This is a genomic window from Pandoraea anhela (genome assembly GCF_902459655.1).
Taxonomy (GTDB): domain Bacteria; phylum Pseudomonadota; class Gammaproteobacteria; order Burkholderiales; family Burkholderiaceae; genus Pandoraea; species Pandoraea anhela.
Map to the genome: position 1 here is coordinate 167,837 of NZ_CABPSB010000010.1, position 17,935 is coordinate 185,771.

General features: G+C 64.1%; 12 protein-coding genes and 1 pseudogene. 7 read left to right on the forward strand and 6 right to left on the reverse strand.

Features of this window, described 5'->3' with window-relative positions:
• Positions 1-87 precede the first annotated feature (87 nt).
• A complete protein-coding gene (locus PAN31108_RS15325; protein WP_150669670.1) occupies positions 88-2,376 on the reverse strand; it encodes an NADP-dependent malic enzyme in 2,289 nt (762 codons plus the stop codon).
• Between the two features lie 218 nt (positions 2,377-2,594).
• Between PAN31108_RS15325 and PAN31108_RS15330 the strand changes: the two genes are divergently transcribed.
• Both PAN31108_RS15330 and PAN31108_RS15335 read left to right on the forward strand, forming a co-directional pair.
• Positions 2,595-3,572, forward strand: a complete 978-nt coding sequence (locus PAN31108_RS15330) for a LysR family transcriptional regulator (RefSeq protein WP_150669704.1) — start codon at positions 2,595-2,597, stop codon at positions 3,570-3,572.
• 183 nt (positions 3,573-3,755) lie between these two features.
• A complete protein-coding gene (locus PAN31108_RS15335) occupies positions 3,756-5,033 on the forward strand; it encodes an autotransporter strand-loop-strand O-heptosyltransferase (protein ID WP_150669671.1) in 1,278 nt (425 codons plus the stop codon).
• A 204-nt stretch (positions 5,034-5,237) separates the two neighbouring features.
• Here the strand turns inward: PAN31108_RS15335 and PAN31108_RS15340 are convergent, their stop codons facing one another.
• Both PAN31108_RS15340 and PAN31108_RS15345 read right to left on the reverse strand, forming a co-directional pair.
• Positions 5,238-6,359: a 3-deoxy-7-phosphoheptulonate synthase gene (locus tag PAN31108_RS15340; protein ID WP_150669672.1), complete on the reverse strand. Its 1,122-nt coding sequence runs from the start codon at positions 6,357-6,359 to the stop codon at positions 5,238-5,240.
• 79 nt (positions 6,360-6,438) lie between these two features.
• Positions 6,439-7,059, reverse strand: coding sequence for a TetR/AcrR family transcriptional regulator (locus PAN31108_RS15345; RefSeq protein ID WP_150669673.1), 621 nt, complete (start codon positions 7,057-7,059; stop codon positions 6,439-6,441).
• A 485-nt stretch (positions 7,060-7,544) separates the two neighbouring features.
• Here PAN31108_RS15345 and PAN31108_RS15350 point away from each other — a divergent pair.
• Positions 7,545-8,308: pseudogene (locus tag PAN31108_RS15350) on the forward strand (MBL fold metallo-hydrolase).
• A gap of 47 nt (positions 8,309-8,355) precedes the next feature.
• Here the strand turns inward: PAN31108_RS15350 and PAN31108_RS15355 are convergent.
• Positions 8,356-10,551: a putative bifunctional diguanylate cyclase/phosphodiesterase gene (locus tag PAN31108_RS15355; RefSeq protein WP_246183976.1), complete on the reverse strand. Its 2,196-nt coding sequence runs from the start codon at positions 10,549-10,551 to the stop codon at positions 8,356-8,358.
• A gap of 484 nt (positions 10,552-11,035) precedes the next feature.
• Positions 11,036-11,947, reverse strand: a complete 912-nt coding sequence (locus PAN31108_RS15360) for a LysR family transcriptional regulator (RefSeq protein ID WP_150669674.1) — start codon at positions 11,945-11,947, stop codon at positions 11,036-11,038.
• 126 nt (positions 11,948-12,073) lie between these two features.
• Here PAN31108_RS15360 and leuC point away from each other — a divergent pair, with 126 nt between their 5' ends.
• The 3 genes from leuC to PAN31108_RS15375 all read left to right on the forward strand — a co-directional run bounded on the left by leuC (position 12,074) and on the right by PAN31108_RS15375 (position 15,558).
• Positions 12,074-13,486 (forward strand): 3-isopropylmalate dehydratase large subunit, encoded by a 1,413-nt coding sequence (leuC, locus tag PAN31108_RS15365; protein WP_150669675.1) that lies wholly within the window; start codon positions 12,074-12,076, stop codon positions 13,484-13,486.
• On the forward strand, positions 13,479-14,117 hold the full coding sequence (leuD, locus tag PAN31108_RS15370; RefSeq protein WP_150669676.1) for a 3-isopropylmalate dehydratase small subunit: 639 nt from the start codon (positions 13,479-13,481) through the stop codon (positions 14,115-14,117). The genes leuC and leuD overlap by 8 nt, the downstream gene beginning before the upstream one ends.
• Positions 14,118-14,208: 91 nt before the next feature.
• The gene (locus tag PAN31108_RS15375) at positions 14,209-15,558 is read left to right on the forward strand and encodes a 2-hydroxycarboxylate transporter family protein (RefSeq protein WP_150669677.1); all 1,350 of its coding nucleotides are present in this window, start codon (positions 14,209-14,211) and stop codon (positions 15,556-15,558) included.
• Positions 15,559-15,651: 93 nt separating this feature from the next.
• On the opposite strand, the gene PAN31108_RS15380 is transcribed toward PAN31108_RS15375, so the two are convergent.
• Entirely contained in the window at positions 15,652-16,665 is a 1,014-nt protein-coding gene (locus PAN31108_RS15380; RefSeq protein ID WP_150669678.1) for a transporter, read from the reverse strand.
• 333 nt (positions 16,666-16,998) lie between these two features.
• Here PAN31108_RS15380 and ppk2 point away from each other — a divergent pair, with 333 nt between their 5' ends.
• The gene (gene ppk2, locus PAN31108_RS15385; protein WP_150669679.1) at positions 16,999-17,919 is read left to right on the forward strand and encodes a polyphosphate kinase 2; all 921 of its coding nucleotides are present in this window, start codon (positions 16,999-17,001) and stop codon (positions 17,917-17,919) included.
• Positions 17,920-17,935: the final 16 nt, after the last annotated feature.

Sequence of the window (17,935 nt, forward strand, 5' to 3'; positions counted from 1 at the left end):
GTACCTTCGATCGCTTACGCCATCTGGCGCATCGCGACCGGCGTCGCGCGCCGGAACATCTCCCGGAACATGAGCGCCGGGTGGACTTCAGTCACGATTGGCCTGGATGACGGTCAGGGCCGTCATGTTGATGATGCGTCGCACGGTCGAGCTCGACGTGAGCACGTTGACCGGTGCGCCCACGCCCAGCAGGAACGGGCCGACGGCCACGTTGCTGCCCGCGCCCGTCTTGAGCAGGTTGTAGGCGATGTTGCCCGAGTCGACGTTCGGACATACCAGCAAGTTGGCGGCGCCCTTCAGACGCGAGTGCGGCAGGATGCGGCTGCGCAGTGCTTCGTCCAGCGCGCAATCGCCATGCATTTCGCCGTCGATTTCGAGATCCGGCGCTTGTGCCGTCACCATTTCCAGCACGCGGCGCATCTTCGTGCCCGATGCCGCGCTGCCCGATCCGAAGTTCGAACGCGAGAGCAGCGCCACCTTCGGATTGAGATTCAGACGCGACATCTGCTTGGCCGCCGCCAGCGTGAATTCGGTGATCTGCTCGGCCGTCGGATCGTCGTTGACGTGCGTGTCGACCAGCGCCACGGTGCGCTTGTCGAGCAGCAGGATGTTCATTGCCGCATAGGTGTTCGCCCCCGGCTGCTTGCCGATGACTTCGTCCACGAAGCGCAGGTGGTCGTGATACGCGCCCACCGTGCCGCAGATCATGCCGTCGGCATCGCCCAGACGCACCATCATCGCGCCGATCAGCGTGAGACGGCGACGCATTTCGACCCGCGCCATTTCCTTCGTGATGCCGTCGCGGCAACGCAGTTCCCAGTAGCTGGTCCAGTACTGGTGGAAGCGTTCGTCGTAGTACGGGTTGGTGACTTCGACGTCTTCGCCCAGACGCAGGCGCAGGCCGAACTTCTCGATGCGTGCGAGCAGCACTTCCGGACGCCCCACGAGAATCGGTCGCGCCAGCTTTTCGTCGACGATCACCTGCACGGCGCGCAGCACACGCTCCTCCTCGCCTTCGGCGAACACGATGCGCGACTTGCCGCCGTCACGCACGAGTTGCTTGGCGGCCGAGAAGATCGGCTTCATGAATGCGCCCGAGTGATACACGAACTGTTGCAACTGGTCGGCGTAGGCGTCGAAGTCGGTGATCGGACGCGTAGCGACGCCGTCTTCCATGGCCGCACGTGCGACCGCCGGTGCGATACGCACAATGAGGCGCGAATCGAACGGCTTCGGAATCAGGTATTCCGGCCCGAACGACAGGTCGTACGCACCGTACGCGTTAGCGACGGAGTCGTTGAGTTCTTCCTGCGCGAGACCGGCAATCGCATGCACGGCGGCGATTTCCATGTTGCGCGTGATGGTGGTCGCGCCCACGTCGAGTGCGCCACGGAAGATGTACGGGAAGCACAGAACGTTGTTGACCTGATTCGGGAAATCCGAGCGGCCGGTGGCGAGCACCACGTCATCGCGCGCGGCGCGGGCGTCTTCCGGGAAGATTTCCGGCGTGGGGTTGGCCAGCGCCAGAATCAGCGGACGCGCCGCCATCGTCTTGAGCATTTCCGGCTTGAGCACGCCGCCGGCAGACAGGCCGATGAACACGTCGGCACCTTCGATCACTTCCGCAAGGGTGCGCTTGTCGGTCTTCTGGACGAAGCGGGCCTTGTCCGGGTCCATCCCCACAGTGCGGCCCTCGTACACGACGCCATCGATGTCCGTCGCCCAGATGTTCTCGAGGGGCAGACCGAGGTCGATCATCAGGTCGAGGCACGCGAGGGCGGCCGCACCGGCGCCCGAGGTGACGACCTTCACTTCGCGGATGTCCTTGCCCACGACCTTAAGACCGTTGATGAACGCGGCGCTCACCGTAATGGCGGTGCCGTGCTGATCGTCGTGGAAGACCGGGATCTTCATGCGATCGCGCAGCTTGCGCTCGACGGTGAAGCACTCCGGCGCCTTGATGTCTTCGAGGTTGATGCCGCCGAACGTGGCTTCGAGGCTGGCGATGATGTCGACCAGCTTGTCCGGGTCGCTCTCGGTGATTTCGATATCGAACACATCGATACCGGCGAACTTCTTGAAGAGAACGGCCTTGCCTTCCATGACCGGCTTGGAGGCGAGCGCACCGATGTTGCCCAGCCCCAGCACGGCGGAGCCGTTGGTGATCACGCCGACGAGGTTGCCACGACCGGTGTACTTGAACGATGCCGCCGGGTCGGCCGCGATTTCCTGACACGGGATCGCCACGCCCGGGGTGTAGGCGAGCGCCAGATCGCGCTGCGTCACGAGCGGCTTGCTGGCCGTCACGGAGATCTTGCCCGGGGTCGGGAACTGGTGATACTCCAGGGCGGCCTGGTGATCGTTGCTGTTGCTCATGGCAATGTCGTCCTCGTTGGATGTCTCGGCTGTCTGTCTGACGCTGTCTTGCGCAGCGAACCGTTCTGGAGACGGCTACCGCCCCGGCGCATCAGCGGGTGAGGCCATTCTAGGGAGCCGCCAGCACGGGGCGATTCTGAATTACTATGGGGGCATCATGTTTTCGTTATAAGCCCGGAGCACCGGGGGTTTCAGAGGATTGAGGACAGATGGGGGCGGTGCCTTTCGATACGGGGGAAGTGGTCCGGCGGCTGACGACCCGGCTCAAGATGCGTCATCTCGTGCTGCTGTTGCAGATTCAGCAGCACGGCTCGCTCACGCGGGTAGCCGAGCACATGGCGACGAGCCAGCCGGCGGTGACGAGCGCCCTCGCCGAGCTGGAAAGCATGCTCGGCGGCCCGCTCTTCGACCGCACGCCGCGCGGCATGACACCGACACCGCTGGGCGACGTGGTGCTGGCCCGTGCCCAGGCAATGGTTCACGATCTGGATCATCTGACCCGCGACATCGAAGCGGTGATGGCCGGGCACGCCGCACGCTTGCAGGTCGGTGTCATTCCGTACATCTCGGGCAAGACCCTTGCCGCCGCCATCCAGCAGACGCTCGCCCGAATTCCCCAACGGCTGACCGTCACCTTGCATGAAGGGACGAGCGAATCGCTCATGGCGCAGTTGCGCGATCACACACTGGATGTCGTGATCGCCCGCGCGGCGGCAACGGTCGATCTCACGCAAGTGCAGTTCGAAGTGCTCCATCACCAGATGCCGCGAGTGGTGGCGAGCCGTCGCCTGGCCGCCCGGCTGGGCCGCAGCGCGCCGGTGTGGGCGCAACTGGCCGAACTCGACTGGGTGATGGGTGCGCCGAATACGCCGATGCGCGACCAGCTCTCCGATTTGTTCCTGCACGCGGGCGTGGTGCCGCCCGTGCCCGTCGTGGAGAGCTTTTCGTCGCGCCTGACCGGGGAGCTGCTGTCGAGCAGCGAGCGCGCGGTGTCGCTCCTGCCGGCCGATATCGCCGAAGAACTGGTGCGTATTGCGGGCGTGGCCATCGTGCCGTGGTCGCTCACGTGGACGTTGCCGCCCGTGGCGATGTTCACCCGCCGCGAAAACCCGCGCGAAACCCATCGGCTCTTTAGGCAGGCGCTGCGTACGCAATATCAATCGATGGCGGGGGCGCCTGCCGACGTCGAAAAGTGACGCCGCCGCGCAGCGGCACTGAAAGGGATGAAAAGGGACGGAAAGGGACGGAAAGGGACGGAAAGGGGCGGAAAGGCCTTGCGCCGCCAAACCCGCCAAACCCGCCGAATTCCGTGAAATACGGCCTTTTCGGCTCGTTTCCTGCGCGATTGCCTGCGCATCGAACATCGTAAGGTGTCGGGCATGAACGACGCCGTCTCCCCAACGCAACCGGACACCGCGACGTCCGCCGGCAAAGCGCCGGTCGCGACGCCGTTCGCCCAGTCCCCGCGCCAGATCTTTCTCGCCCCCGCCCTGCTGCCCACGCAAGTCGGCCCGGCCGGTCTTCGCTTCGACTTCAACGACGGCGCGCGCGTGGTCATCCCCGACTTCGGCCAGCCGTTGCCGTGGCGCGTGCGCATCAGCGATATGCGCGACGACAGCACGGTGAACGATGTGTCGTTGTCCTCGGGCGTGGTGCGCAGTCCGACGAAGTTCTACACCCCGTATGGCATCACGATCTGGCTCAATGACGTGGTGGTCTTCGAGCATCGTTTCGATCCTCGCGATCAGGACGTCCTCGTCCAGTTCCCCCTCGCCGCGCTGGGCGACGTGCTGGGCTGGCTGCCCTATGCCCTGCGTTTCGCCGAAGTGCACGGCTGCCGGCTGGCGTGCGTGGTCACACCGGCAGTCGCCGCCCTCTTTCGCGACGCGTATCCGCATGTCGATTTCGTCGAGCAGGAGAAGGTGGAGCGGCGCAAGTATTACGCAACGTACAACGTCGGCCTGTTCTTCGACGACAAGACGCTGATCGAGCAGCCGCGCGACTTTCGGGAGACGGGGCTGCACCGCACGGCAGCACATATTCTCGGTGTGGACGACAGCGAGACCCCGGCACGGACGGCGCTGCCTGACGTGTCGCGTCCGATGGCGCAAGCTTATGTGTGTATCGCCGTGCAAAGCACGGCGCAGTGCAAGTACTGGAATCGACCGCAGGGATGGGAGACGGTCGTTGCCGGCCTGCGGCAGCGCGGCCTGCAAGTCGTGTGCATCGACCAGAAATCGTGCCACGGCAAAGGCGACTTCTGGCAGTCGATCCCGGAGGGCGCCATCGACGCCACGGGCGACCTGCCGCTGACCGAACGCGCCCGCTGGCTAAAGCACGCCGACGCGTTCGTCGGGTTGTCGAGCGGCCTGTCGTGGCTTGCCTGGACGATGGGAACGCCAACGGTGCTCATCTCCGGCTTCACGCTGCCGCATAACGAGTTCGCGACCCCTTACCGCGTAATCAACCCGGCGGTGTGCACCGGATGCTGGCACGACCCCGCGATCCGCTACAACCACGACGATTTCCACTTCTGCCCGCGACACAAGGGCACGGCGCGCGCGTTCGAATGCACGCGGGCAATCACGCCGGAAGCCGTGCTTGGCGCCATCGACCGGATCCCGGGACTCGGACACGCCAAAGACCGCCAGGCCTGAGCGTCCCGCGCCCTTTCTCCGTCCCTCGTCCCCCGTCCTTCGTCCCCCCTCACCCGTCCCCCGTCCCGCGCAGTCCGCCACGCCACGACGCGACACGGCGCACGACATTTGCCGCCGGTGTCTCGTCGACGCGGCGGCGTGCCCGCTTCCGATGACACCGACTTGAGCCGCCCCGCGGGTCAACTCGGACGCACTCAAGCCGACTCAAACCACCTTGCGACGATCTCGCACCGCTTGCGCCAGCGCGTCGAGCGTCGATGCGGTCTGATCCCAGCCGATGCAGGCGTCCGTGATCGACACGCCGTGCTGCAACGGCACACCGGGCTTGAGGTCCTGACGCCCGCCATTGAGGTGGCTCTCGATCATGACACCGACGATACGCGTCTCGCCGGCCGCCAGTTGCGCGCCGATATCGCGCGCCACAGGAATCTGGTTCTCGTGATTCTTGTTCGAATTCGCGTGCGAGCAATCGATCATGACTTCCTCGGGCAGGCCCGCCTTGGCCAGCGCGGCGCAGCACGCCGCGACCGATGCCGCGTCGTAGTTAGGCCCGTGCTTGCCGCCACGCAGGATCACATGGCACTCGCGGTTGCCGCGCGTCTCGAAAATGGCCGCCATGCCCATCTTCGTCATCCCCATGAACGCGTGCGGCGAACGGGCAGCGACGATGGCGTCCGCCGCGACCTGTACACCGCCGTCCGTGCCGTTCTTGAAGCCCACGGGACACGACAGCCCCGAGGCCAGTTGCCGATGGCTCTGGCTCTCGGTCGTGCGCGCCCCGATGGCGCCCCATGCCACGAGGTCCGCGATGTACTGCGGGCTGAGCAGATCGAGGAATTCGGTGCCGGTCGGCAGGCCGAGGGCGTTGATGTCGAGCAGCAACTGACGCGCCGCACGCAACCCTTCGTTGATGCGGAAACTGCCGTCCAGACGCGGATCGTTGATGTATCCCTTCCAGCCGACCGTCGTGCGCGGCTTCTCGAAGTACACCCGCATGACGATCAGCAGGTCGTCCCTGAGCGCATCGCTCTTGGCCTTGAGCAGGCGGGCGTACGCCATCGCCTGATCGTGATCGTGAATCGAGCATGGCCCGACCACGACCACGAGCCGGTCGTCGCGAAATGCGAGTACATCGGCGATTTCGCGACGGCTCGTCTCGACGAGCGTCTCGATCTGCGCCGGCACCGGCAGTTCGTCCAGCAACAGCGCGGGCGAGATGAGCGGGCGGACCGCCCCGATGCGCACGTCGTCGATGCGAGTGGTGTCGTGGGTGGCATCGGCCACGCCGGTGCGCTGGGCTTGCTTAGGATCGTCGATTTGGCTCAAGACGCTCTCCAACTTGCGATTCGTGTAGGTGTGGGGGTAAGGAACGACTTCGGCGTGCGTTCAGCGTAACGTCACTGAACTAACGCGCGTAATAACGGAGGAACATGGCGAGCGCCGCTTCGGCGACACGCTGCTGCTCGGCCTCGGTGAGCGGCGCCTTGCCCAGCGTGACCTGCGGCCAGAACGCGAAGCTCTTTACGAGTCCCTGCAACTGGTGGGCAACGAAGTCCGCGTCGCCCGGCGCCAGACGCCCGTGCGCCATCGCTGCGCGAATCCATGCCGTCTCACAGCTTTCTCGCTCCCCCATCCGGCGAACGATACGCTGCGCGCGGTCGGGGGAGTGAATTATCTCGGCCATCGCCGTGCGCGCCAAGTCAATGAAGCTCGGATCTGCCAGCAACTGTAGCTTTTGCATCAGCAGTTGCCGCAACTGCGCTTCCAGCGGCGCGTCGGGACGGTAGACGACATCGACGCCCGCCGCGCTCCGGTCCCAGAGATGTTCGAGCATCACGGCGAACAACGCTTCCTTGCTCGGGAAATGGTTGTAGACGGTGCGCTTGGAGACGCCCGCCGCCGCCGCGATGCGGTCCATGCTCGTGGCCTCGAAGCCGGCGGTACGGAACTCCTCCACCGCCGCGTCCATGATGGCGTCGCGCTTTCGGTCGGTGAGGCGTTTCGGAGGTTTCGGAGGTTGCGTCATGAGCGGGAGAACGGCAGTGTGCCGCGCCTTAAGCATCGAAAAACGGCGGGAAGAAAGACGGAAAACAGGCGAAAAAAGGTGAAAAAAGGGCCGGCAAAAAAGGACGACGCACGATTTTACACTGATGAGTATACTTTTTCGATGTTTGAATCTACACTCATCGGTGTAGTTTTTGTCGAAGTTGACGTCCTGACCGTCCCCTTGCTCCAGGAATTACCGTGACCGCTCTCTCCTCCAGGTGTGCCCAGCGTCGGCAGCAGACTTACGCAGCCTCTCCCCAACATCGCGACGGGCGCTTTCGCAATCCGTCGCCACGGCCGGCCATGGGCTTCCTGGCAGGACTCAAGCTCTTCTGGACGGTATTGTTCGACAAGCCGCGTGGCACGGTGCCGGACCGCCCGATCCCGGTGCGCGCCATGACCTCGCCTCAACTGGAAGCCGCGCCGGATCGCAGCCTGTTCCGGCTGGGCCACTCGAGCGTGCTCATGAAACTGCGCGGCGAGTTCTGGATCACCGACCCGGTCTTCTCGAAACGCGCCTCGCCGCTGCAATGGCTCGGCCCGGCACGCTTTCATGCGCCGCCCATCGGCATCGACGCGTTGCCGCCCATCGCCGGCGTCATCCTCTCGCACAATCACTACGACCATCTGGATCGGCACGCCGTCACCGCGCTTGCTGGGAAAACGCGTCGCTTCATTACGCCGCTGGGGGTGGGCGATCAACTGATCGCATGGGGTATCGACGCGAGCAAAGTGGTGCAACTGGATTGGTGGCAGTCGACGCTCGTCGACGGGGTGCATCTGACGGCTACGCCCGCGCAGCACTTCTCCGGCCGGGGGCTGACGGACAGCGATCGAAGCCTGTGGGCCTCCTGGGTGACCGCGACGACGATCTGCGCGTGTTCTTCAGTGGGGACACGGGCTACTTCGACGGCTTCAGGACAATCGGCGAGACATACGGTCCGTTCGACGTCACGCTCATGGAGACCGGCGCCTACAACGAGCGCTGGGCTTACGTGCACATGCAGCCGGAAGAGACGCTTCAGGCGCATCTGGACCTCAAGGGGCGCCATCTGCTGCCGATCCATAACGGCACGTTCGATTTGTCGATGCACGTCTGGCAGGAGCCGTTCGAGCGCATCGCTGCACTGGCCGCCGCCCACGGCGTCTCGCTGATCACGCCGGAAATGGGCGAGCAGGTGGATCTGTGCGCGCCGCATGGCGGCGCTGCGTGGTGGCGGATGTCCTGAAGGCAAGTGCATCGCACGCAGCCCCAGGCACGACACGGGTGGGTGGCCTACGCCCGGTTCAACTGACGCCCCACGTCGAACATCTCCCCGAACTCGACCGCAGGCATCGGCACCCCGAACAGATAGCCCTGCCCTTCGTCGCACCCGAGTTCGCGAAGGTTGTCGCGCTGCTGCGCCGTCTCCACGCCTTCGGCAATCGTGCGCAGATCGAAGCTTCTCGTCATGTCCACGAGCGCGCGCACGACGGATGCATCGCGCTCCGACTCCATCATCCCCTGTACGAACGAACGATCGATCTTGATACAGCTGAGCGGATAGCGACGCAGCATGCTGATCGATGCATAGCCCGTGCCGAAGTCGTCGAACGCAATGCTCACCCCGTGTTCGTGCAGACGTTGCAGCGCGTCGAGCACCACGTCGTCGTCGAGCACGATGCTCTCCGTCACTTCCAACTCCAGCGCCTGCGGCGGCAGCCCGTGCCGGTCGAGCACGGACATCACCTCGTCGACGATACTGCCGATGCGAAATTGCAGGCCGAAGAGGTTCACCCCGATGCGGAACGACGGGGCGCCGTTGCGCCGCCAGAATGCTGCCTGCGCGCAAGCTTCGTCCAGCACCCAGGCGCCGACGGACGCCGCCAGCGGCCCGCGCTCCAACGCCGGCAAGAACGCCGCCGGCGAGAGCAATCCGCGCTGCGGATGCCGCCATCGGATCAACGCCTCCGCACCGGTGAGTGAGCCGTCGGCAAAGTCGACCTGCGGCTGATAGAACAGCACGAACTCGCCGTCGTTGACGGCACGATGCAACTCGATGTTGTACACGCGACGTGCGGCAGCCTCCACACGCAATGCGTCGACGAACACGAACGTCTGTCCCGCGCCATGCTGCTTGGCCCGGGAAAGCGCGAGATCGGCATTGCTGATCAGGCTCAGCGCCTCCTCGGTCTGATGATGGCAGACGGCAATGCCGCAACACGCGCTGACACGCACATCGAAGCCACCGACCACCATCGGCTCGGCGATGACGGCCAGCGCCGCCTCCGCGCGACGGCGCGCCTCCACGGCGTCCGTCACGCCCCACAGCAGCATGGCGAACTCGTCGGCCCCGATACGCGCCACCGTGTCGACCGTGCGCACGAGCCTGCTCAGACGCCGCGACACTTCGCACAAGATGCCATCGCCGACGGCGTGCCCGAGCGTGTCGTTGATGTCCTTGAACCCGTCGAGGTCGAAGATCGCGACAGCCGCACCCTTCAGGCAAACCGACGCGACCTCGGCATCGCGATAGAAACTCGCGCGATTCGCAATGCCGGTCAGGACGTCCGTACTGGCAAGACGCCGCAGCACCTCGCCCCCGTCGCTCAGCGTACTCAGGTCCTGGACATGCGCATTGAACGTCTGCGCGTTTTGCTCCTGCCAGCAGAACAACGACAGGCTCATCGGAAACTCGCGGCCATCGCGACGCAGGCCGTAGACTTCCGCCGGCATCGTCATGCCGTCCACGGAGCCGGCGCTCACCGCCTGCGTGATCTGATCGCGCAACGCCGAGCGACTGCGTACGGCCATCAGCGTCTCGACCGAGCGCCCCGCGCCACCGGCAACGTCATAGCCGAAAAGCGCCGCCGCCGCGTAATTCCAGTCGAGAATCTCGCCGAACGCATCGAAACGAATCATCGCCGTGGGCGAGTGTCGCTCGGGTTCTGCGAAGGTGCGTCTCTCGCGCTCGACGAACAGTTCCACGCGACGCAGTTCGAGCCGGTCGGACGCCATACGCCCCAGCTCGCGCAAACGCTCACGATCCACCTCGGTGAATGCGTGATTGGGCTTGCTATCGATGACGCACAGCGCGCCGAGCGCATGGCCGTCGGCCGACATCAGCGGCACGCCCGCGTAGAAGCGCACCTGCGCACCGCCCGTGACCAGCGGATTGTCGTGAAAGCGCTCATCGAGCGCGGCGTCGGGCACGACCATGACGCCCTCGCCATTGATCGCGTGCGCGCAAAACGACACATCGCGACGCATGTCGACGTCCGTGCTCGCTTTCGAAAAGCCGGTGGCTGCCGCAAAAAAAACGTGGTCATCGCCGACCATGTTGACGGCGGCGACCGGCACGCCGAACATGTGCGCGGCAATGTGCACGACCGCGTCGAGGCTAGGAAGCGGACGTTCGCTGCCCAGGCCATACGCCGCCAGTGCAGCCAGCCTCTCCTTTTCCATCGGCAATACAGCGGGACACTTCATCATCGGTCTCCTCGCCTGAAAACGGCTTGATGGACAACTTCGGGAGTCTGATGCGCGGCGCGCGCAAGCCTGACGTTGCGCGCCATTTGAACCGGATTTCCGTGAGCATCGCCTAAACCGCAATTCGCCCCATTGCGTATGTCCGCTCGCCGGTCTTCCGGATACTCGACCCCCGATTCAGCGGATTATAAAGGCAACTCAATCAATCATGCCTTCGGTTCGTTCGTTATACCAATCATGCCGGAGGCGAAAAATAGCACGCATTATTTAATATCTTCGGCTCCCTCCCCCAATACGGGCAAGCCCGCCCACCAGGCGTCCCCGAAAAAATCCCCCCTAATTTAATACGATTGTTTGGAATTCTGTATTAATTCGTTGATTTGTATACAATCGCTTTAACTTGGCATGTGCGCGGCATGTACGTGGAATTTGCACGGCATTTTCAATACATTTTCAAGATATTTATGCCGATTCGGTTCGCCGCGTGTTATCCAGCGACGCCCCGATTTAACTCGCGCGCCAGATACTGTTCCATGAAATCGACGAATAGCCGCACCTTGGCCGACAGATTGAGCCGCTCCGGATAGATCGCATAAATATCGGCGGCCGGAAGCGCCCAGTCGCTCAACAGCGGTGTCAGCGCGTTCGACGCCAGCGCCGCTTGCACGTCCCACTCCGATCTCACCAGCACGCCGTGTCCGTCGAGCGCCCAGCGCAGCGTAGCTTCGCCGTCGTTGCTGCTCATCACCCCGTGCACCTTCACCAATTCATGCCGCTTGCCCTTGGTGAAATGCCACGTGCCATACGCGGTGTCGTTCTCGCGCAGCACGATGCAAAGATGATTGCGCAGATCGTCCGGCACCTTCGGTACACCATGACGTTCGAGATACGCGGGCGAGGCGCACACCCGACGGCGGTTGGCCGCGATGCGACGTCCCACGACCCGCTGGTCGGGCAACTCGCCGAAGCGAATGCCGACGTCGAACGCAAATTCGGCCAGATTCATCGGCCGATCCGTCAGATCCAGTTGCACTTCCACTTCCGGATACTGCGCACGAAATTCGGATAACGCGGGGACGACGTGACGGCGTCCGAAACCGAACGTGGCGTTCACCTTGAGCAAGCCGCGCGGCAGATCCCGGCTGCTCGACACCATGCGCTCCAGTTCCTGCACCTGTTCGATGATCTTCGAACCGGTGCCGAGATACAGCTCGCCCTCGTGGGTCATCGCGAGCCGGCGCGTCGTGCGGTTGAGCAGCTTTACGCCAAGACGCCGCTCCAGCTGACTCAGCCGCGCGCTGATCGCGGGCGGCGTCACGCCGAGGTCGCGCGCCAGCGCCGACAGACTGCCCAGCGTCACCAGTCTCGCGAAGAACTCCAGGTCGGCGATGGCATCCATTATTAAATTCAACTTAAAAATAGGTTAAGCGAATATGCATTTTGCGATTCTATGAACGAATTAGACTGCACGCAAGGTTGCGACGCATGACGAAATCGACGACCGCCCCCTTCGTGGAGTTACCCCATGGGACAAACGCTTTACCAGAAAATCGTACGAAGCCATACGGTCTTCGAGGTCGATGCGCAGCACGTCGCGCTCTATGCCGACCTGCACGTCATGAACGAGTACACGAGTCCGCAGGCGTTCGCCGGGCTTGCCGAGAAAGGGCTACCGGTACGATGTCCGGAGAAGCAGATGGGCGTGGTGGATCACGTGATCCCCACGCATCCCGTACCGGTCGGCCAACGCACCATCGTGATCGACGCCGCCGCGCATCAGGCGGCGAATTTCACCCGCAACTGCGAGAAGCATGGCATTCATCTGTTCGACGTGACGGATCCCGAGCAGGGTATCGAGCACGTCGTGGCGCCCGAACTCGGGTTGATCCGCCCGGGCATGGTCGTGCTCTGCGGCGATAGCCATACGACGACGTACGGCGCGCTCGGTGCCTTGGGGTTCGGTATCGGCACCTCGGAAGTCGAGCACGTGCTGGCGACGCAGACGCTCGTCTACCGTGTCGCACGCGACATGCGCATTCATGTCGACGGCTCGCTCGCCCTCGGCACCACGTCGAAGGATCTCGTGCTCTACATCATTGCGCGCATCGGCGCACAAGGGGCGCGCGGCTTCGTCGTGGAATACACCGGCCCGGCGATCGACGCGCTGTCCGCCGAAGCGCGCATGACCTTATGCAACATGACCGTCGAAGCGGGGGCACGCGGCGCGCTCATCGCACCGGACGCCACCACGCGGCAATACGTCTGCGACCACATCCGGGATCTGGCCGGCGAGGCGCTCGACGCGGCGCAGAAGCGCTGGCTGACGCTGCGCTCCGACGACGACGCCGTGTTCGACGTCACCCACCGCTTCGACGCCGCCGACGTCGCGCCCTTCGTGACGTGGGGCACCAGCCCCGATCAGGCGATTGCGATCAACGGGCAAATTCCGCCCTTGTCGACGGACGACACCGAGCGGCACAACGCGTCGAAGGCACTCAACTACATGGGCCTCGACGCCGGACAGTCGCTCGACGGCCTGCCCATCGACCACGTCTTCATCGGCTCATGCACGAATGCACGCATCGAAGACCTGCGCGCCATCGCCGAGATCGTGCGCGGACGCAAGGTCGCGCCGCGCGTGCGCGCCATGGTCGTGCCCGGCTCAGGCCGCGTGCGCGATCAGGCCGAGCGCGAGGGGATCGCCGCAGCGCTGATCGACGCGGGCTTCGAATGGCGTCAGCCGGGCTGCTCGATGTGTCTCGCGATGAACGACGACATTCTCAAACCCGGCGAGCGCTGCGCCTCGACCACCAACCGGAACTTCGAAGGCCGGCAGGGACGCGGCGCCCGCACACACCTGATGAGCCCGGCAATGGCCGCCGCTGCGGCGCTTGCCGGACGCATCGTGGACATTCGCAAGGAGATCGCGCATGACTAAGCACACGACCGTGGCCGGGATCGCCGCCCCGCTTCCCCTTAACAATCTCGACACCGACCAGATCATGCCCAAGCAATTCCTGCTGGGCATCGACAAGTCGGGACTCGCGCGCGGCGTGCTCTACGATCTGCGTACCAACGCCGACGGCTCGCCTAACGGCGCATTCGTGTTGAACCGCCCCGCCTATCGCGAAGCCCGCATTCTCGTGGGCGGCGCCAACTTCGGTTGCGGTTCGAGCCGCGAGCATGCCGTTTGGGGATTGCAGCAGGCGGGCATCGAAGCCGTGATCGCGCCGAGCTTCGGCGAAATTTTCTACTTCAATGCGCTTAACAACCGTCTTTTGCTGATCGTGCTCGATCCGCGCGTCGTCGCGCAGATGACCGAGATGGTCGGCGATCCGGCGCGCAGCCACCTGAGCATCGACGTCGAACGCCAGTGTGTGACGACGGCCAATGGCGCGGAATTCGGTTTCGACCTGCCGCCGCGTCAAAAGCGAATGTTCATCGAAGGCCTCGACATGATCGGCATGACGCTGCGCGACAGCGACGCCATCTCGGCGTTCGAAGCACGCCATCGCCACGATGCGCCCTGGATGCAGATCGATCTGCCCAGTCAGCAACGCCAGGCCTGAGCCCACGCGAAAGCGTCGCAAAGAAGAGGCGCGACAAGCGCCCGCATCAGCGCTTGAAAAGACCCACCCAAGGACTTTCAGGAGACACCCCATGGAAAGCCGAACCGCTCAGGCGAGCGCGACTTCGCTCGCCGGTACCCCTCACACTTCCCCCGCATCGCGCCCGACCCTCTGGTCACGATTCAGCGTCGGCGGCGCGCCGCTGCCGATGTTCGCTGCGATTGTCGTCGTCACGGGGCTGGCGGCCGTCACCGGCCGTTTGCCTGCCGACATGATCGGCGGCTTTGCGGTGCTGATGATCGCCGGCATGCTGCTCGGTGAAATCGGCGGCGCGATACCGGTGTTCAAGCACATCGGCGGCCCCGCCATCTTGTGCCTGTTCGTGCCTGCCGCCTTGCTCGGCAACGGCCTGATGGAAGACGCGATCCTCAAGGCCATCACCGTCACGATGAAGACGGCGAATCTGCAATATCTCTACATCGCGTGTCTGGTCGCGGGAAGCATGCTCGGCATGAACCGCAAGATCCTGATTCAGGGCTTCCTGAAGATGTTCGTGCCGCTGCTCATCGGCACGCTCGCGGCAATTGCCGCCGGATGCCTGGCCGGCTTGCTCTTCGGCTTCAGCCCGCGTCACACGTTCTTCTTCATCGTGATGCCGATTCTCGGCGGCGGCATCGGCGAAGGCATTCTGCCGCTGTCGATCGGTTATTCGGAGATTACCGGCGACGCGCAAGGCCATCTGATCGCGACGATGGTGCCTGCGGCGCTCATCGGCAATGTCGTGGCGATTCTGTCGGCAGGCTTGCTCAAGCGCTTCGGCGAAAAGCGACCGCACTACAACGGCAATGGCATGCTCGTGCGTAGCGGCGAGGACCGTGCGCTGCTAGCCGGGCAGAACGCCGAACAGGCGCTCGACCTGCGTCTGATGGGACACGGCCTGCTGCTCGCCTGCACGCTGTTCATTCTCGGCGCGTTGCTCGCGCCGGTGACGGGGATTCCCGGCCCGGTGCTGATGATCGTGGCGGCTGCCGTCATGAAAGTGTCGCGCGTGATTCCGGCGAGCATGGAGACCGGCGCATATCAGATGTACAAGTTCATGTCGACGAACTTGACGTTCGCGATTCTGGTCGGCCTTGGAACGCTGTTCGTCTCCTGGGACAAACTCGTCGGGGCCTTCTCCACGGCTTACTTCGTGATTTGCGCGGCGACGGTGATCGCGATGGTCGTCTCGGGCTTCTTCGTCGGCCTGTGGCTGAAGATGTTCCCGGTGGAGTCGGCCATCGTCACGGCGTGTCATAGCGGGCTGGGCGGCACGGGCGATGTGGCGATTCTGTCGTCGTCGAACCGCATGGGGCTGATGCCGTTCGCGCAGATCTCGACACGCATCGGCGGGGCAGGCATGGTCGTCATCGCCACGCTGTTGATGAAGTTCTGGCACTGAGACGCACGCGGGTGGCGGGCGGGTGGCGGGCAGATGGTGGAAGGCTGGCGGGCGAGGGCCAATAGCGGATCAATCTCGGTCCGCCCCCGAGCGTCAGTCCGATCGCCGCCGAAACGCCCACCAGCCCGCGGCGGCGGTGCCCGTCGCCACAAGCGCGACCAGCACCCAGAAACCATGTGGATGGTCGGCGAGCGGGATGCCGCCGACGTTCATCCCGAAAAAGCCCGCCACGATGTTGATCGGCAGCGCCAGCACCGTGACCACGGTCAGCGTGTAAATCGTGCGCTCCGTGCGCTCGCTGACCATCGCCGCGATTTCTTCCTGAAGCAGCTTGATCCGCTCAAGCAACGCGGACAGGTCGCTGAGCACCACCGCGAATTCTTCCGTCGCCTGACGGAATTCCTGCACATCTTGCGCCTGCCCCCACGCCGGCGGGCGACTCAGCAGACGAAAGAGCGCCGCCGGTTCCGGAGCGAGCAAACGCTGCAAGCGCACCAACACCCGTCGCAGCGAGCCGAGGTCGACGCGATTGCTCTCGATACGCTGCTGCAACAGCCGATCTTCCACAATATCCACGCGGCGGCTCGTCTCGCGCACGATGCGCTCGAGCACGTCGGCCTGATCGCGCAGCAAATGGACGAGCAACGCGAGCGGTGTGTGAAACGCCTCGCCACGTTTGACGGAGGCGCGCAGCTTGTCGATGGAGCGCAGCGGCTTGACCCGGCCTGTCACGAGCAAACGGGCATTGGCGGCGACGCGCAGCGTCGAGATCTCGGACTGTGCGATATCGAACGCGAAGATCACGTCGTTGATGACGGCGAGCAGCCAGTCGTCGGAGTATTCGATGCGCGTGGAGCGCGAGCCCTCGCCCAGACTCTCGTAGAACTCGTCGGGCAGGTGCATTTGCAGCCGCAGCCACTTCTCGCACGCCGCATGCGCAAAGTTGAAGTGCAGCCAGAGAAAGCCCTCGGCCCGCTCGCCCTGCATCAGCCACGCGAGCGCCTCGCCGGATTCGACCGGTTGCGGCGGCGCGTCGTCGGTAAAGCGGTAGCCGTAGATCAGGCCCTGATCGCAGCCGTAAGCGTGGTGAACCAAGTCGGCGAACATGCGCGCAATCGGGGGACGAACGTGGGCGAAGAGAACGGGGGCCGCATCGTAATCGTAGGGCGGCACGGCTGACCATCATGACAATGTCATATTTCATTTTTGTGACAGACGGCACGCCATCGCCAAACCGCGCCGACGCGGGCGGTGCGCCGCCCGGCGGGGCATGCCCGGGAACTCCGAAGCGCGATATTCGTCAACGCCACGCTGGTGTCATAAAATCGTCGCATACTCGGTTTCACTACAGGACGCGGCAGGACGCGCCCGCCGTTCGTCCGTCGTCACCCAGGCCGTACGGGTGCCTTTCGTATTTTCTGGCCGTAAGAGATCGTCGCCATGACCAAATTCGATTCCGACGCCGACCACGACGCCATGCTTGCGCGTCGTCTCCAGGATGACCTGATCGACAGCTACGACGAAGAGATCGAGATGGAAATCGACGATCTTCGCCTGCCCGGTCTGAACGATCTGAGCGCCGAGGCGCGCGACGACCGCCTGCACTATTTCCGCGAGCTGTTCCGATTGCAGGGCGAGTTGGTGAAGTTGCAGGACTGGGTCATTCGCAGCCGCCACCGTCTCGTGGTGATCTTCGAAGGTCGCGACGCCGCCGGCAAAGGCGGCGCCATCAAGCGCATCACCCAGCGCCTGAACCCTCGCGTGTGCCGCGTTGCCGCCCTGCCTGCGCCGAACGATCGCGAGCGCACGCAGTGGTATTTCCAGCGTTACGTCCAGCATCTGCCCGCTGCCGGCGAGATCGTGCTGTTCGATCGAAGCTGGTACAACCGCGCAGGGGTCGAACACGTGATGGGTTTTTGCACGCAGAGCGAGTACGAGGAATTTTTCCGCTCGGTGCCGGAGTTCGAGAAGATGCTGGTGCGCAGCGGCATCCAGATCGTCAAATACTGGTTCTCGATCTCGGACGAAGAGCAGGAAGCGCGCTTTCTCGCACGGATTCAGGACCCGCTCAAGCAGTGGAAGCTCAGCCCCATGGACCTCGAAAGCCGTACGCGCTGGGAGAAGTACACGGTCGCCAAGGAAGTGATGCTGGAGCGCACGCACATTCCGGAAGCGCCCTGGTGGGTGGTGCAGGCCGACGACAAGAAGCGCGCACGGCTGAATTGTATCCATCACCTGTTGCAGCAAGTGCCCTACCACGACGTGGAGCGCTCGCAGGTCGTGCTGCCGGAGCGTGCACGCAGCGAGAGCTACATGCGTCACCCGGTGCCGCCCGAGATCATCGTGCCGGAAATCTATTGAGCGACGCGCTCGACGT

Coding starts and splice junctions, on each gene's coding strand:
- PAN31108_RS15335 (WP_150669671.1), top strand. CDS start 3,756: ATGAACGACGCCGTCTCCCCAACGCAACCGGACACCGCGACGTCCGCC.
- PAN31108_RS15380 (WP_150669678.1), bottom strand. CDS start 16,665: ATGTTCGCCGACTTGGTTCACCACGCTTACGGCTGCGATCAGGGCCTG.
- PAN31108_RS15345 (WP_150669673.1), bottom strand. CDS start 7,059: ATGACGCAACCTCCGAAACCTCCGAAACGCCTCACCGACCGAAAGCGC.
- ppk2 (WP_150669679.1), top strand. CDS start 16,999: ATGACCAAATTCGATTCCGACGCCGACCACGACGCCATGCTTGCGCGT.
- PAN31108_RS15375 (WP_150669677.1), top strand. CDS start 14,209: ATGGAAAGCCGAACCGCTCAGGCGAGCGCGACTTCGCTCGCCGGTACC.
- PAN31108_RS15355 (WP_246183976.1), bottom strand. CDS start 10,551: ATGATGAAGTGTCCCGCTGTATTGCCGATGGAAAAGGAGAGGCTGGCT.
- PAN31108_RS15325 (WP_150669670.1), bottom strand. CDS start 2,376: ATGAGCAACAGCAACGATCACCAGGCCGCCCTGGAGTATCACCAGTTC.
- PAN31108_RS15360 (WP_150669674.1), bottom strand. CDS start 11,947: ATGGATGCCATCGCCGACCTGGAGTTCTTCGCGAGACTGGTGACGCTG.
- leuC (WP_150669675.1), top strand. CDS start 12,074: ATGGGACAAACGCTTTACCAGAAAATCGTACGAAGCCATACGGTCTTC.
- leuD (WP_150669676.1), top strand. CDS start 13,479: ATGACTAAGCACACGACCGTGGCCGGGATCGCCGCCCCGCTTCCCCTT.